The sequence below is a fragment of the Infirmifilum sp. NZ genome, from assembly GCF_022693705.1.
Taxonomy (GTDB): domain Archaea; phylum Thermoproteota; class Thermoprotei; order Thermofilales; family Thermofilaceae; genus Thermofilum.
The window spans coordinates 1,273,715-1,288,940 of record NZ_CP094288.1; the positions used below are offsets into that span (position 1 = coordinate 1,273,715).

The 15,226-nt window shown below is 55.0% G+C and carries 16 protein-coding genes; 10 read left to right on the forward strand and 6 right to left on the reverse strand.

Features of this window, described 5'->3' with window-relative positions; genetic code table 11:
- Positions 1-188 precede the first annotated feature (188 nt).
- The 3 genes from MOV14_RS06945 to udg are packed head-to-tail and all read left to right on the forward strand — an operon-like array spanning position 189 to position 2,420.
- Complete coding sequence (locus MOV14_RS06945; RefSeq protein ID WP_318536603.1) at positions 189-1,388, forward strand: aconitase X catalytic domain-containing protein; 1,200 nt, start codon at positions 189-191, stop codon at positions 1,386-1,388.
- Complete coding sequence (locus tag MOV14_RS06950) at positions 1,385-1,792, forward strand: aconitase X swivel domain-containing protein (protein WP_318536604.1); 408 nt, start codon at positions 1,385-1,387, stop codon at positions 1,790-1,792. The genes MOV14_RS06945 and MOV14_RS06950 overlap by 4 nt, the downstream gene beginning before the upstream one ends.
- Positions 1,767-2,420, forward strand: coding sequence for a type-4 uracil-DNA glycosylase (gene udg, locus MOV14_RS06955; protein ID WP_318536605.1), 654 nt, complete (start codon positions 1,767-1,769; stop codon positions 2,418-2,420). The genes MOV14_RS06950 and udg overlap by 26 nt, the downstream gene beginning before the upstream one ends.
- Before the next feature lie 254 nt (positions 2,421-2,674).
- On the opposite strand, the gene MOV14_RS06960 is transcribed toward udg, so the two are convergent.
- A complete protein-coding gene (locus tag MOV14_RS06960) occupies positions 2,675-4,099 on the reverse strand; it encodes a transposase (protein ID WP_318536606.1) in 1,425 nt (474 codons plus the stop codon).
- Positions 4,100-4,358: 259 nt separating this feature from the next.
- Positions 4,359-4,658 (reverse strand): hypothetical protein, encoded by a 300-nt coding sequence (locus MOV14_RS06965; RefSeq protein WP_318536607.1) that lies wholly within the window; start codon positions 4,656-4,658, stop codon positions 4,359-4,361.
- A gap of 237 nt (positions 4,659-4,895) precedes the next feature.
- Between MOV14_RS06965 and MOV14_RS06970 the strand changes: the two genes are divergently transcribed.
- Entirely contained in the window at positions 4,896-5,510 is a 615-nt protein-coding gene (locus MOV14_RS06970; protein WP_318536608.1) for a hypothetical protein, read from the forward strand.
- Here the strand turns inward: MOV14_RS06970 and MOV14_RS06975 are convergent.
- The gene (locus tag MOV14_RS06975; RefSeq protein WP_318536609.1) at positions 5,500-5,793 is read right to left on the reverse strand and encodes a hypothetical protein; all 294 of its coding nucleotides are present in this window, start codon (positions 5,791-5,793) and stop codon (positions 5,500-5,502) included. The genes MOV14_RS06970 and MOV14_RS06975 overlap by 11 nt on opposite strands.
- 44 nt (positions 5,794-5,837) lie before the next feature.
- On the opposite strand from MOV14_RS06975, the gene MOV14_RS06980 reads away from it, so the two are divergent.
- The 3 genes from MOV14_RS06980 (at position 5,838) to MOV14_RS06990 (ending at position 8,697) form a co-directional block, all read left to right on the forward strand.
- Positions 5,838-6,248, forward strand: a complete 411-nt coding sequence (locus MOV14_RS06980) for a hypothetical protein (protein ID WP_318536610.1) — start codon at positions 5,838-5,840, stop codon at positions 6,246-6,248.
- Between the two features lie 36 nt (positions 6,249-6,284).
- Positions 6,285-6,950: a hypothetical protein gene (locus MOV14_RS06985; RefSeq protein WP_318536611.1), complete on the forward strand. Its 666-nt coding sequence runs from the start codon at positions 6,285-6,287 to the stop codon at positions 6,948-6,950.
- Positions 6,951-7,074: 124 nt separating this feature from the next.
- Positions 7,075-8,697 (forward strand): hypothetical protein, encoded by a 1,623-nt coding sequence (locus MOV14_RS06990; RefSeq protein ID WP_318536612.1) that lies wholly within the window; start codon positions 7,075-7,077, stop codon positions 8,695-8,697.
- On the opposite strand, the gene MOV14_RS06995 is transcribed toward MOV14_RS06990, so the two are convergent.
- The gene (locus tag MOV14_RS06995) at positions 8,698-9,024 is read right to left on the reverse strand and encodes a hypothetical protein (protein ID WP_318536613.1); all 327 of its coding nucleotides are present in this window, start codon (positions 9,022-9,024) and stop codon (positions 8,698-8,700) included.
- A gap of 30 nt (positions 9,025-9,054) precedes the next feature.
- A complete protein-coding gene (lysS, locus tag MOV14_RS07000; protein ID WP_318536614.1) occupies positions 9,055-10,680 on the reverse strand; it encodes a lysine--tRNA ligase in 1,626 nt (541 codons plus the stop codon).
- 323 nt (positions 10,681-11,003) lie between these two features.
- On the opposite strand from lysS, the gene MOV14_RS07005 reads away from it, so the two are divergent.
- Genes MOV14_RS07005 through MOV14_RS07015 form a run of 3 tightly spaced genes read left to right on the forward strand, consistent with a single transcriptional unit; the run spans position 11,004 to position 14,676 of the window.
- The gene (locus MOV14_RS07005; RefSeq protein WP_318536615.1) at positions 11,004-12,890 is read left to right on the forward strand and encodes a hypothetical protein; all 1,887 of its coding nucleotides are present in this window, start codon (positions 11,004-11,006) and stop codon (positions 12,888-12,890) included.
- A 4-nt stretch (positions 12,891-12,894) separates the two neighbouring features.
- Entirely contained in the window at positions 12,895-13,506 is a 612-nt protein-coding gene (locus MOV14_RS07010) for a hypothetical protein (RefSeq protein ID WP_318536616.1), read from the forward strand.
- 18 nt (positions 13,507-13,524) lie between these two features.
- Entirely contained in the window at positions 13,525-14,676 is a 1,152-nt protein-coding gene (locus tag MOV14_RS07015; RefSeq protein WP_318536617.1) for an NAD(P)/FAD-dependent oxidoreductase, read from the forward strand.
- Here the strand turns inward: MOV14_RS07015 and MOV14_RS07020 are convergent.
- The gene (locus tag MOV14_RS07020; protein ID WP_318536618.1) at positions 14,638-15,225 is read right to left on the reverse strand and encodes an indolepyruvate oxidoreductase subunit beta; all 588 of its coding nucleotides are present in this window, start codon (positions 15,223-15,225) and stop codon (positions 14,638-14,640) included. The genes MOV14_RS07015 and MOV14_RS07020 overlap by 39 nt on opposite strands.
- Position 15,226 lies beyond the last annotated feature (1 nt).

Genomic DNA, 15,226 nt, shown 5'->3' on the forward strand with positions numbered 1-15,226 from the left:
AGCTCTTCTCTTTCCTAAATCTCTCGCGGTGAATAAGCCCTGGGAGCAGTTTTTCACTTGGCAACTGCGGGTTTGAGCCTTTTCACGGCACCAAACCTCACCCCCTCCCTTTCTCGGCTAGTTGTTAGCTGAGCTCCTGCTGACGACACTTTTAAAGGGAACTAACAAGGGCCTAGAAAGAGGGAAACGTGTACCTGGAGCCTGAAGAGGAGAAGATTCTGAACGGTGAGTTCGGGCAGGGTAAGGCCCTTGCGCTCAAGGCTGTCGTCAAGGTGGGTGAGGCGCTGGGGGCTGAGCGCCTAATTAGGATTAAGCACGCCCATGTGTCGGGGGTTTCCTACAAGAACATCGGAGACGAGGGGTTAGAATTCCTCGAGGAGCTTGCTCGGAGTGGCGCGCGGGTAAGCGTCCCGGCGACGATGAACCCGGGGGGTTTCGACACGGCGCTTTGGCCGTACATGAGAGTTTCTGCAGACTTCGTCGAGAAGCAGAACAGAATAATCAAGGCTCTATCCGAGATCGGCGTTAGGCCCACTCTCACCTGCACTCCTTACCTGTACGAAAAGGTGAGCTACGGGGATCACATAGCGTGGTCTGAGAGCAACGCGGTGCTCTACGCCAACAGCGTTATCGGAGCTAGGACAAACAGGGACGGGGGCCCGCTCGCCCTCCTCGAGGCCATATCTGGGAGAGCCCCCCTTGCTGGCCTTCACCTGGAGTCGAACAGGAGACCCCAGCTCATAATAGACTTCGAAGAAGTGGGATCGCTTGTAGCTGAGAGAGGGCTCTACCACGTTGCAGGCCTCGTAGTGGGCAGGACTGCTGGCGATAGGGTGCCGCTGGTTAGGGGCTTACCGCTGAGGCGGGAGAACGTGCCAGAGATAAAGGTGTTTTTGGCGGCTGTTGGAGCAGCGGGTGGGACGGGGCTTGTTCTGATCGAAGGCATCTCCCCTGAGCGCTACGAGGCACGTGACTTGGAGAGGGTGCCTGTGGACGCGAAGTCTTTGTATGAGACTCTCGAAGAGTACCAGGGGAGCCCTACCGAAAGTGCGGTGGTGGTGCTTGGCTGCCCTCACTTATCTCTCGAAGAAGTTATGGACGTAGTTAGCTTCTTCTCTGATAGAGGGCCGGCAAGGCGAAGAGTAATACTTTACACAAGCAGAGAAGTGTATGAAGCGATTAGCGGGCACGTTGAGAAGCTCAGGGCAAAGAACCTGTACGTTTTCGCGGATACATGCATGGTTGTTTCACCCCTCTCCATGTACGCGGGGAGAGAGGTTGTGACGGACTCAGGTAAGGCGGCCTTCTACCTGAAGGCGCAAGGCTATAAGGTCGTTTTGAAGTCCCGCAGAGAAGCGCTGGAGTATGCTGCAGGTGGTGGCGGATGAGAGTTGTGGGGCGCCCTGTTTCGGAGGGGATAGGGAGGGGCGAGGTGCTCGTCTCAGAGGAGCCTATAACCTTCTTCGGCGGCGTCGATCCGGCAACCTCTGAGGTCGTCGAGCCCTCACACCCTCTCAAGGGGGTGAAGCTTGCTGGCAAGGTGCTGGTCTTCCCTCACTCGAAGGGTAGCACGGTTGGCTCCTACATCCTGCTCAGGTTAGCCAAGCGCGGCCTAGCTCCAGCAGGCATCGTCACGGTTAAGCCCGACGAAGTTGTGATAATAGGGTGCATAATAGCCGGCATTCCGTCCATGACCGGCATAAGTGAGGAGGCTCTGGGCGAGATACCCTCGGGAGCGCTAGGAGAACTGCGCGTGGGGCGGGATCATGCAGAGCTCAGAATCAACGAGTGAGTGTGCTAGAGTACGCGAGGAGCTCGAAAGAGTAGCTGAAGAGATAAGAAAGTGCTCGCGCTGCCCCCTTTCCACCACCAGGATTAACGCTGTACCCGGTGAAGGCGACCCGTGCAGCCGCATCGTCTTTATCGGTGAGGCTCCGGGCTCTAACGAAGACCAGCAAGGCCGGCCCTTCGTCGGCTCTGCAGGCCAGCTCCTAAACTCCCTACTCCACTCGATCGGCGTGCCACGAGAAAGCGTCTTCATAACCAACGTCGTGAAGTGCAGACCTCCAGCAAACCGGGATCCCCGCGACGAGGAAATACAGGCCTGCCTACCTTACCTCGTCAGGCAGCTGGAGCTCATAAAGCCGCGCCTAATAGTAACCCTTGGCAGGCACAGCACGAGAACGCTCCTAAGCTTGTACGGATACAGGGCTGAATCCATAATGTCTATAAGGGGGAAAGTCTTCAAGGCTGAATCGAAGTGGGGACAGCTAACAATCTACCCGACGTTGCACCCTGCTGCGGCTCTCTACAACCCACGCCTAAAAGCACTACTTGAAGAGGACTTCCAGCGCATTTCAACGCTGATTAAATCTCAGGCAAGCCGAGGTCAGAGCTCGCTAGACATGTTCTTCCATTAGGGAATAGCATTAGCCTTCTCGCCCATATTCTGTTTCCTGGCCGCGCCTGGCTCATTTGCCCCCTTCACTTGTCTGAGGGCCCCCTAGGGTCATGGGTCGCCCCCTTTCGGGGCGGGCCGCCCTGGCTGGGCGGCCTTCAGCCCGCGTTGCCGCGGGCACATCCCCTCCTCGCGCCGCGCGCGGCACCCGGCAAGCGGCCCATCCCTCTGTGTCGCCGTGCCGGGAACTGGAGCCGGGGCCTGCATGTCGCTGGGCTACCTCGCCATGTTTCGCGGCGCTCCGTGGACCAGTGCCTTGGAGGCGCGCAGCCACCTGCTCAGCGCCTCGAGGTTTTTCTCGGCTTTGCAGGCTTTTAGGAAGAGCTTGGCGGCGTTGGCGCAAGCGGCCCAGTCCCTGCCGTAGGTTACGTCGCACCTGGTGCATCGGTAGTAGCGCTTCTCCAGCTCTACGCCCCGAGCTCCGCAGACCGGGCACTGCTTCCCGCTGATGTTGCTCTCCGGCTGGAACCACTTGGCGCCCTCGTAGAGCGCTAGGTTCTCCAGCCTCTCCGCGACCCTGAGCAGTGTTCGCTGGAGCTTCGTTCCCCTGAGGGACTCGGCCCTGGGCACGTCCGCGACGAGTACGACCATATAGCCTTGGTCCCTAAGCCTCCTGACCAGGTCTCTCAGCTCCTTTAGGGTTGCCCTGACCCAGTCCTCGTTCACCTTCTTCACCTTCCTGAGGGCCTGCCTGGCAATCCTCTCGGCGCGCTCCGGCGTTAGGTTCATCTTCGCCCTGAGCCTCTCCGCCAGCCTCAAGGCCTCCTCCACCGCGTAGCCCCTCCCTGTTCTCCCCAGCTTTTCGGCACCTCTCTCCTGTCTGAACCTCTCAACGGCCTGCTCCCAGCTCTTAACCTTGGAGTAGCTCGCCATGACAGCCGCGAGGAGCCTCAGCAACGTCGTGTTGGGAGTCTTAAACACGCGCTGAGCCACCAGCCTCACGTCCTTGTCGAAGGCGAAGGCCATCACATAGAGCCCGTGATTCGAGTTCACGTCCACCGCTACGATGGCCAATTTGACGTCGCCGTCCCACCACGCCCGCCTAACCTTGCGGTGAGCCACCAGCCTCAGTCTCCCCTTTGCGGTGAGCTGCAACGTGAGCTTGACGTCGCCGAACCTTTCGATGTCCTCGAGCACAGCCCTGACCATTGAGGGCTTCAGCCTTATCGCGACGCTAGCGCTGGGAACGCGTAGCTCGCCCCTGGAGGCGTCGAGCACCGCAACAGCGGCAGTGTTGCCGTGAAGCCTCTCGCCACTGTTGACCACCTTGACCAGTAGCGGCACTGGAGGCGGGGTGAACCTGCTGCGCCTCCTCGACTTCCTCCTGGCCTCCGCGACCATCCTGCGCCACTCCACGGCGTACCAGAAAAGGCCCTTCGGCAGCCCAGCAATCCTCGAAGCCTCCCCGATCAGCTCTTCGCTGAACTTCTCCGGCTCCTCCCTGAAGGCCTCGCCGTGCCTCTCTTTGAGGACCTTGCACGCCTCCTTGACCGCGCTCGACAGCCTCACATAGAGCCGCTGAAGCCTCAGCCTCACCTCCCTGCTGGCCTTTACCTCCCAGACCCTGTAGACGTCGACGAGCCTATCGCCGCCCCTCTTGTTCTCCCAGCCCCATGTTGCCACTTCCAGGGAGCCTGGCACGCGTTGCGGCCCCGAGCCCTGCCTGCGCTTGAGCCCCGCACATAGTTGCGCTACGCGGCCTTATATCCCTGCGCCGAAAATAAACGCCGAAACTGAAAACACAACTAAAGGGGCAACCGCCAACTCATAGCGGCTAAGCCGGACGACACCTACCCCTGGTACAACGTCTGGATGAGCGGCAGAAGGTACGGGTGCGACTGCTTCTTCAGGGCCTACGGCTACGTCCGCAGGGCGAGGGTATGCAGCCACATAGCAACAGTCATGCTCCACAGGAGGCAGCTGAGGCTCCGCGCCGGATGAGCCTCAGGGCAACCTCGCCGCACGCCACCTCCTCGATGCTGTAGCCTAGCAGCGCGAGCAGTCCGCAGGCCCTCTCAGTCAGGTAGACGTAGCACACGTTGCCGACCACCGCCTCTTTCACGAATCCGGCTGAGCGGAGCCTCTCCAGGGCGCTGGCTATGTGCCTGGTGTTGCGCGTGCCGAATGCCCTGCTGATGGGCTTGGGCTGTCTGAGGCGCCACAGAGTCTTTGCGAGGCCGGTCAGCTCGAGCCACCTCACCACGCTCCCCTCAGACCTCTCCGCTGACCTCGACCATCAAGGCTAAGCGCTAGAAGGGGGTTATAAGTGTTCACAGGTACTGAGATTGATAAGATCCGATGGAGGCGTATAGGTGTTGCTCGAACACCCTCCCACAACCCCCCCCTCCAAGCTCTCGGGAGTGAGGGAAAGTGCGAGTCAAACACAGGAGGAAACAAGAGAAAAACTAAAAATAGCATTGCTAGGCGTAAAAAAATCGTGTCTCTCACCCCTCGGGAAAGAGCAAGAAGGAGGGCCAAGCTTTTAAAGGAAGTGATAGAAGACCTGGACGCTATACGTGCTTTACGGCTTTTTAACCCCTCAAGAGCTTTGCGCAACCTGTCGGAGCTCGGCTTGGAGGGAGATCTGTGGAAGGAGCTCCGTGAAGCGCTTACAAGAATAGCCTTGATCCCGTCACGGGATAAATCCTACCCAAGGCTCAAGAGAATAGACTCTATTTCCGATGCGATGTTCATAGCATCTTTCGCCTCCATGGTAGGCGCCTTAATCCTGGTCCTGCTCAACTACGAGCCTTTAATATCGTACTTCGCGCTTCTTCTCTCCCTGATAGCGCTGAACATCTCATACCTGCTTAAGTTCTACGTCAGCGTTAAGCTAAGGGGTATCTACCTGTCTAATTCCAGCATAGTGAAGGCTCACGGCGAGCTCCTGAAGAGAGCGACAGATAGCCTAATTTCACGGCTCAGGGGCGAGCTGAAAAAAGCCGGCGTCGACGCGCGGCAGGTTAAGTTCAACTTATACAACAGCGACTACTCCGGCCTGGTCGTGGTTGAGGCGAAAAGAGGAGTATACAAAATGAGGCTTAGGGAGTAGTTCCGAGTTTCCGGTAGCACTCGATGCAAAGCAGAGCTGGACCTCGCTCAACGCTACAGTCCTCGCACACGAGTCTACCGCACCTAGCGCAGTAGCCTACCGCGAGCTTTCTGCCGCAGACCTCGCACATTGTTTCCTCGCATGCGACGCATATACCCTTATCCCCCCTAAAGTGCTCCCGGCAAACTCTCCTACCACAAACCCTGCACTTGTAAAGCTCTACGTTTTCCTTCCCGCAGATCTCGCACTTCCCAAGATACTCCACGCCTATCGCCTCGCACAAACTTTTTAATAATTTCTGTTCAAGAGCGAAGTTGGTGGTTTTTATTGCCGGTGAAACTGGACCAGGCCGATAAGAGGCTTCTCTACCTACTTTACTCTTACGGGAAAGCGGTATCCAGGCGGAGGCTTCACGAGCTGGCATTCAGGCTTCAGAAAGATTACGGAGTTGACCTAGGCTTCGAGTTTTCAGGACAACCACCGTTCTCCAAGGAGCTCGACGAAAAGGTTCAAAGCTTAGCTGAGAGGGGGTTGCTCAAAGTCGTGTACTCCGTGGGCCGCAGCTACCTTAACCTATACAAGCCGTACTACAAGCTCACCGAGAAGGGTGCGCGCGTAATCGAGAAGACGGAGTTCTCGAAGACGGACAAGGAGCTTATAGAGAAAATGGTAAACGAGATACGAGCTTCGAGATCCAGCGAGCGTTTAGCGACCACGGGGCCCATGGATCAGCAATAGCAATTTATCCATGCGCGTGTACTTTTGAACAGAGGTATGTCTGATCCTGAATCAGGAGACGAAGTCGAGATAGTGGAGGTCGGGGAAGGGGACATTGCGGTCCTGCTTGCTGCTCTGCGCAGACTCAACAACGGCGTTTACGCCTTAAAGGTAACAGTTGATTTTCTGAACTCCCGCGTTGGGTCTTTGGTGGATAGCATTAAGGAGCTTGAAAAATCACTGGAAAGCCATCTTGAAGGTTTCAAAATTGAGGGAGAAAAAATCACCTCAGAGAATAGAAAGGTTCTCGAAGAGCTTAAACAAGAGTCTAGAAGTATGACCCAGGAAATAAAGATCTCGATGGATGTTTTTCTTGAAAAGCTTTCTCAGGAAATCAATAAGCTCTACGACTCGATTCAAATCATTAATGGAGATGTGAATACTATTCTCTCGCAGATGAAAGAGGTAGAGCTAGTGATGACCGATACGACGGCTTCTGTGAAAGCAGAAGTCAGCACTCTGAGGACAAAGTACCAGGACACTGAAGTGCTTCTTAGCGAACTTTCGCAGCGGGTGGGCCGGCTTGAAGAACTGTTACTAGCCGCAGTCAATGAGTTGCGTATATCTAACCAGGAAATCTCGCTTAGGATGCTTAATGTGGAGAAGCGTCTCTCCGAGCTAGCTCAAATAAAAGCCGCGTCGGGCTCATCAACTCCCTCCTAACTTTTCATCCGAGCTTTCTCTTTTCAAAGAATAAGAGACACTGCATCAATGCGTTTTCGATGGGGTGAATATTCAGCGATACTAAATTATATGTTAGTTACTGTATCGAAATTGGGGTGTAAAGGTGTCTTTTCTGCGTCGGACAAAGGAAAAGGAGACAGCTGAGGAAGACGTGATCACTCAGATTCAGGCATCTCTTTCAAGCATGGATCGCAAAATTTCATCTTTACCGGAGTCGTTGCAAGAGCCTATAAGAACAAATCTCAGGACTCTCCAAGCACAGCTCCAAGCTTCACTAGAAGAGCTACGTGGAATGATCGCTGATACCGTTGAGATGCTTCAAAGGCAGCAGACCGTTCTTGAGACGTTACCTGAGCTTCAGAAAAATCTAGGCGTAGTAAATGAGCTCAAATCCTCACTTGATGCACTTTTAGACAGCGTTGAAACGATCCTTAACACATTACAGAAGAGTGAGGTTAACTTCAGCACTCTTCCCTCCCTCAAGGCTCAGCTGGACGAACTAGTAACAAGGCTTGAGAATTTTGGCGAGACTCTGAGCTCCAAGCTTGATAGTTTTTCCGAGGCTTTGAGCTCCAAAACTGCTACCTTAGAGGACTCTATATCCTCTAAAATCGCGAACTTAAAGGAAATACTTGAATCAAGAACCTCGGGTCTTGAGGAGCTAAGGAAGGTAGTGGATGAGCTACGTGGAATCTCGGAGACTCACAATTTGTTGCGAGACTCCCTTGACAACATGGCTAAGCTAATTGAGGGTCTCAGCACAACTTTCGAGAACGCCGAGGCCCTAGTCAAGGCTCTGACCGAGGAAACCCAAAAGTACACAAAGCTGGTCGACGAGTACGCTCAGCTGTCGGCCAAGGCGGAGAGCTTATCAAGGCAGGTCAAAGAGCTGGAAGAGCTACGTGCGGCTCTAGAGCAGAAGGAAAAAGACCTGCTTGAGCGCGAGCGGGCTTTAACCCCCCTCTTTGAGCAATTGACCAAGGCGGTGTCGAGGATCCCGGAGGTAGGTGAGCTGGTCAAGTACATAGAGTTCCTTAGGCAAAAGGAGGCGGAGCTAAATACCAAGCAGGTGGAGATCGAGAGGAGAGAAGCGGAGCTCAAGGCCTTTGCCACTAAAGTTGCGGGCGAGAGTGATGAGCTGAGGAAATTGAGGCTTGAGCTGGCGGAGCTTGAGAAGAAGCTCAAGGCTTGGGAAGAGGATCTGATGAAGCGGGAGAAGAGCTATGCGGAGAAAATGGAGGAGCTCGCTAGGATTGAGCGTGAGCTCTCAGAGAAGGAGCGCCGTGTCAGCGCTTTGATGAGCAGGTACGAGGAGCTGTCCAAGCAGGTCGCCGAGAAAGAAGCCCAGCTCAAAAAGCTCAGCGAGGAAGTAGCGGCTAAAGAGCGCCTGATCAAGGAGGAGCTAGAACCATACCGCGAGAAGCTGATGAAGGAGCAGGAGAGGCTCATCGAGTGGGAGAAGCGCCTCCTTGACAAGGAGAGGGAGCTGGTAGGCTACCAGCGCATGGTTGCATCAAAGGAAAGTGCCTTAATAGAACTGAGGGAACGGCTTGAGGCTAGGAAACTCGAACTTGACTCACGCGAGAAAGCCCTAGAGGAAAAGCTGAAGCGGCTGTCCGAACTCGAGGCCAAGGTGCAGCAACTGGAGCGCGAAAACGCGGCGCTGAGGGAGGAGATAAGGAAGCGGGACGAAGAAATCCAGAACCTGAAAAAGCTACTGGGCTAGCTACGCTCCTTTAAGGAAGTATACGAGGAACACGAGTAGCGCGAACATAACCGAAAGTAGGATAGAGAAGATGTTTACCCCCTCTATAACCTTGAACGGTAGCTTGGATCCCCATTCCGGCTCCTCGTCTTTAGCCATCGTGAGTCCGATTACTGCAGCCAGCACTGCTACTGCCGCTAGGATCAGCGATCCTATAGCGTAAATGAGGGGCGAGCTGTGAGGGTTTACGTTAAACCCTTCGGTGATCACGAATATACCGGCGTTAAGGAAGAGCGGGATGAACGTCACGATTAGGAGCAGTGTGCTAGGCTTCGTCTTCTCCCCCATGTAGTCTGACCAGCCGGACGTTTACACCACCTAAGTCAACGAGTAAGCTTCGGCTAACCTCCTAATCACGAAGTCTTTATTAAGCATAGCGAGGTAGGGGGCGATTCTTGGCCCACTGCTTCTGCCGAAGAACAGCAGGTAAAGTGCCTGAAAGAATCTCCTCTCCTCTTCCTTGTCCTTCTTAAGCGACATCATGGCATTTTTAATGGCCTCCTCATCCCACCGGTCTAGAGCACTCAGGGAGGCTGAGAGATCTCTCAAAAGCCTCGCTACACGCTCATCCAGAACTTTAGCCAACTCCTCCATCGGTGGCTTCTCCACAATAGATATCTTGTAGTGTTCCGGAGCGTAAAGCTCGAGCCACCTCTTAGCCAGCGCAATCCTGGTCTTCATTCTCTCGAGCTCCCAGGGCTCCAGCTCACGCGTGAGCTGCTTTGTCTCTCTTAGCCTCTCAATAACCTCGTTTACATCCTCCCCTCTGCTTGGGAGAACCTGCGAGAGTATCATCGCGTTCATGTAACGTAGCTGGAACGGGGGGCTTGGATAGGGTTTTCCGAGCAAAGCCAGCTCATAGCTCTTTGACGCGTCTTCGTCCCCCTCCTCCAGCCCGTAGAACACGCGTTCCGCCTTATCGAAGGCGTCGTAGTAGTTTGGAACCTCCTCTAGGCTCAGGACAACCCGCCTCATAGGCGGTGTGAGGAGGTAGAGGAACCTCAGAACCTCTGGTTCAGCAACCTCAACCCACTGCCTCGGGGAAAAACCTATGAAGTCGCTCGAACCCATGTCTCCTACGTCTTTTCCTCCAACCCTGTACCCAACCCACTCGTATGCCAGGCCTACGGGCGGCTTGAACCCGTACACGTTAGTAGCAAGGTCGTTGCAGCTATCCCTTGAGCCACCAGGGGTGGCGTGGTCTTTTCCGTAAGGCTCGAACATTACTCCAAGGGAGTACCACACTCCCACCCACTCAACCCGCCAGTTGAGCTTCCCGGCGCTGAGGCTCTGCCAGCCTTCATGCCCGCAGTTCTTGCACACGTACCGAACCCGGAAATTGACAGGATCCACTTCAAGGGCTTCCGTCGTATCAATGCGGCCGCATCGCTCGCAGATGGGCTGGAAGGGGATAGCGTCTCTGCTGAGCTTCTTTTCCCCCCGATACTTATTGATTGTGCTGATAACCTTCTCGCGTAGACTTGTCACAGATAAGAGCACGAACTCCCGCATCTTCTCGTTCCTCTCGTAAAGGTCTTTCGTCGTGACGACCTCGACTTTCTCCGCGAACCGCTCAAGGTAGGAGCCGAAGTCCTCCCAGTAGTGATCGACCCAGCTCGAGTGACATCCGTGAGGGTCTGGGACCCTATACAGCGGCCACCCTATGTATCCACGCGCCTCCTCGACGTCCTTAAACTGCCTCAGCTGCCCCTCTTTACCCTTCCAAGCATCTACAGTATATAGAGTCAAAAGGTGTTTTGTCTCCTTGCCGTTTTTCCTAGCAAGCCTCAGAACAGTATCGACTATTGTTATCTCTCCCCTAAGCCTACCCACATGCTGTAGACCCGAGACCGATAGACCACCGTTCCCGACTATCAGATCGCTGTTAGCATACTCTGATACAACACGCTTTGCCACGGACTCCAGCCAGTGGGCACCGCTCATGGGATCACTAACGGAGAAATGGTGGCGAGTTATAAACCTGGTGCGTTAAAGCATCTGCTCTCTAGTCGACATGTTACCTATCTCTCCTTAACCCATCTCAGAGACCGGCACCACTCCTCTTGTGCACTCCCTCTCGGGCACGCCCAGAAGAATGGATTTTGGCAATATTACTAGAACTATTGTTTACAAAGACTACATACGCCCGAGACTTTGGCGCAGGGATACACGTATCATGAAGCTGGCTTGGTGGTCAAAGGAAAAGCTTAGGCGAGAAGGAGGTAGGTGCACGTTACTTTCAAATTAGTGTGGGCCGTAAGGGACGTATGTCTTACATGCGCTCCGCACTACTCTTTGCCCTCTCCTCACTTCTAATTGTGGCTACTTTAAAGGCTCTTCCAGTCCTTTACATAAACTACGCCGAAGTACTCGAGTGGGATGGAAACTCGTGGCGAAATACCTACATATCCTTCAGCGGCGAGACACTCAGTTTCACGACAAGCGGAAAGATCGTTGTGGTTCGCAACGACCCCTCTTCTGGGAAGCAGCCCGTGGATGTTCAAGTCGACGGGTATAGCTACGTTCCACCCCCCGGTACCGGAGTGTTGTGGTATGCTGTTGTCCTGCAGTTAGATGGCCTGCCGCATACTGTGATCATGCGTTACGCGGATACGCAGTCGAGAACACCGGTACTGGCGTTCTTTGCTGTCCCAGGTGGGTCGACGGACAGGCCTATTAACATCACCGTGCCACGTGTTCCCGGCTTTGTATCTTTAGGCATCAAGGCTGAGGTGCTAGTGCGCGGAAGCAATACGAGTGGAATAATGGACAAGCCGTACTTCACCGTGAACTCTTCGACGATCACTGTCCTAGGTGAAACGCTGACAGTTCTTGAGGTACTGGTACCGTTCGAGAACGTGAGCCTCAAGGGGGGCTTTATAAGCGTTCGGTACTCTTACCTCTACGGTTTGCAGGGACTCTTCGGCTCAAGGATCAGGCTTCCCCCTTACCCCGAGGAGTATGTCTTCGCCAGTAGTCCTGCTCCTATGAATGCCACGCAGGTCATCAACATTCTCAAAGGAAACCCTCCTAAGGTCATCCTCGCGGCGGTAAACTCATCCGAGGTAGAGTTCCCGAGGGTATCTTACAGCGTGAGTCTCGATGTTAAGCAGCCGAGTAGCCTGTGCGGAGCTACGGACCTCACCTACCGCGTGTTGGGGCAGTCGCTAACGCTAGGCCCCTCTGGGCGAGCCATAACCCTGAGCGGTGACAACACCACCTTAACGTTCAGATTCTTCGCTAGAGGAGTCTCGCTGGTGGACGTGATAGTGACGACTCCCCCGCCCACGCTCTCGGTGTCACCGCCACTATATACGCTCAGCTTCACCCTCTACGATAAGACGGGCGGTCGAGTCCGTAACGCCTACTTCACAGTCTACTCAAGCGGGAGGGTCGTCACCGCGGGAGCAGTCAAGGACGGAGAGGGCTTGGTGTGTCCATTACCTCCGGGGGAGTACATTATCGTGGCTTACCTGGCAAACAGCATCATAGCTAAGACCAGCGTAAAAATGACTGGCGATGCTTACCTACCCATAACCACCAATACGACCGGTGTGCAGGTGACATTGCTCCGCACTGGAAGCGGGGAACTGATAGAAAACTTCACGCTGCTCCTTCGAAGCGGCGTGGTGAACTACTCCGCTCAGGGTTTAAGTGGGAAGGCAAGGATCGAAGGGGTTCTCCCGGGCGTTTACACTTACGAGGTATACGTGTCTGGCGACAAGGTCTTCACAGGTGTGATTGAGGTGTCCGACTCGCAAAACACCTTCGTCCTCTCGATTCCGGTGTACCGCCTGAGAGTGCAGTTAGTAGGAGCGCTCAACCAGCCTCTCAGCGGGTTTAAGGTCTCGCTGATAGGTGCAGGTGTAAAGAGAGAAGCGGTCACAGATAGCTCAGGCCGTGTAGACTTCGGTCTCATCCCTAGCGGTTCGTACAAGCTTGCTATCGAGGAACGCACGCTCAACCTGACCATCGTATCTGACTCCTTCAAGCTCGTCGAGCTGGACGTGATCGCCCGCCTCTACGGCCTCACGATAACGACAAGCCACGTGGAGTTGGCGCTCCTTATTCTCTTCATACTCTTCGTCGTGCTTGCCGTGAGGAGAGTAGCTAAAGGTTTTAAGAAAGAGTCACAACACATCGTTGAGGTGTGAAGCCTTGTCTCAGGACTGGCGGCTAGAGGTAGCGAAGGAGATTGGCCTAACGCCGGTTTTCGCGCCCACCCACGAGGACTTTACACTTCTCTTGCTGTACCTTGACGGACGAACCCCCTCTTACGGGGAAGAGGTTTTGCACGTCATCCTGTTCCTCTACCCCTATGTTCCGCTTTCCGCGTCCCCATCGGTTTTCCTCCCGTTTTCCTCCGACATCGAGCGGTCCCTTGCCTCCCTGAAAGAGAGGGGCCTCATCGAGGAAAAGATGGAGTTCAGGAGTGGGAGATACGTCAACTCCATCCGCTTGACGGACAGGGGGATAGCTGAGGCGAGGAAGGTCTATTCGGCGTTCTCGAACAGCTGGGTTCTTCTGAACGGCTTTGTTTTGAGAAAGGGGGCAGACGTGATCGCGGAGCTTGAAGCCCTCAAGAAGACCTACAACGACAAATCCCCGCTCGAGCTCCTCAAAGTCTTGGCGTCAAAAGCGGAGTCGGAGGGAGAAGCTTTCGTTAAGCGCTTCAGGCTTCAGAGCGAAAGGCAGGAGAAACTTGTCCTAGGAATCGCCAAGCAGCTTTCCCGCGACTTAAAGCTGCTGACGCGTGAAACTTACTTTTAACAGGGTAGGAGAAATGGGATGGACTACGACGTAATTATACTTGGTGGAGGCTCCGCAGGCCTCCAAGCGGCAAGGAGCATAGCTGAAATCGCGGGGCAGCTCAGCGTCCTGCTAATTGAGGAAGACGCACAGGTAGGCTTTCCGGAGCACTGCACGGGCCTCGTTAGCCTCAGCGGCATCGAGAAAGCCCTGCGGCTAAACCCGGAGCAGGTAGCCATGAACTACGTTCGCGGGGCACACATAGTCTCGCCGAGCGGTTTTAGACTGACTGTTGAGAAGGAAGCGCGCGTAGCCGCAGTTGTCGACCGGCCCCTCTACGAGCAAAAACTCTTCGACATCGTCTCTAGAAGAGCCGACGTCGTGCTAGGGGTTAAGGCTGAGATAGACGGTGTCTCCGTAAAAATCGGCACTAAACGGCTGAGAGCGAGGTACCTTGTAGATGCCAGAGGTTTAAGGAGTCTCGTGTCTCGGAAGCCTGATGCTCGCAGGTGGGTTCTACCAGCCCTCCAGTACGATATACAAGTTTACAGCGCGGAGACTGACTACGTGTACATCTTTCTGGGCTCGAAGCTCTCGCACGGCTTCTTCGCCTGGGCCGTCCCCCTCGACGAGGAGAGATACAGGATCGGGGTAGCATCAAAAGGCATGGTGCTTACGAGGATAAGGTACCTCCTACGCCGCTTAGAGCGGCTCACGGACGGGGAAGTACGCCCTAGAGCGTTGCGGAAAGTTATAGGAGGGGGAGTCTACACGGGAGGGCTCGCGGATCAGGTTAAGGGTAACGTTTTCTACATTGGGGACTCGGCTGGGCAGACAAAACCCACAACCGGAGGGGGGCTGGTATACCACTCCACAGCGGCTCTGCTACTGGCTAAGGCCCTCAAAGCGTGTGAGCCGCGCGCGTACTCTGCTGGCGTAAAGAGAGCGCTTGGGATGGAGATCTCAGGTCAGCGTTTCTTGAGGAGAGTCCTTAACAGAATACCTGATGGGCAGCTGGACTATATTCTGATGAGCGTTAAAGAGATCGGTGGGGAGGAGATTATCTCGCGCCACGGTCACATGGATGAACAGATGCGCGTGATGCTGAACCTCGGGTGGGAGATTCTGAGAAAGAGGCCTGAGCTCTACCTGTCAATACTTAGGTCCCTTTTTTATGCTATCGTATCCTAGCCTAAGCGCTTGGAGATTTATTTTCAGGAATTCCCCCTTGAACCTCTTCGAAAGGACCCCCTCTACCTCAGAAGACTCTAAGTCGAGCACCCCGGTGGCGACAACGGCTCCGAGCATGACCATGTTCAAAGCTATGTCTGACCCAGCTCTAAGCGCTAGCTCCCGGGCGTCCAGAACGTAGGTGTTCCCGCGTGGAAGAGCGGCCAGAAGTTCGTCGCGTGCGGGCACGGTCTTCGAACCCGGGGGTGGGAGAAGGAAGTCGTTGACTACTACAACCCCGTCTTTTTTCATCAAGGGCAGGCGTCTAACAGCTTCGATCAGCTCAAGCCCCACCAGGACGTCTCCCTCGCTCTGCGTGACTATGGGAGACACAGCCCCGTCGCCGTACTTGAGGAAGACGACTACCGACCCTCCTCGCTGAGAGAGGCCGTGAACCTCTCCTACGCTGACGTTGTAGCCTCTTGCCGCTAGTGCCTCGCCGAGAATACTCCCGATGGTGATCAAGCCCTGGCCGCCGACACCCGCAATTATGACGCTTCTCTTGACCACA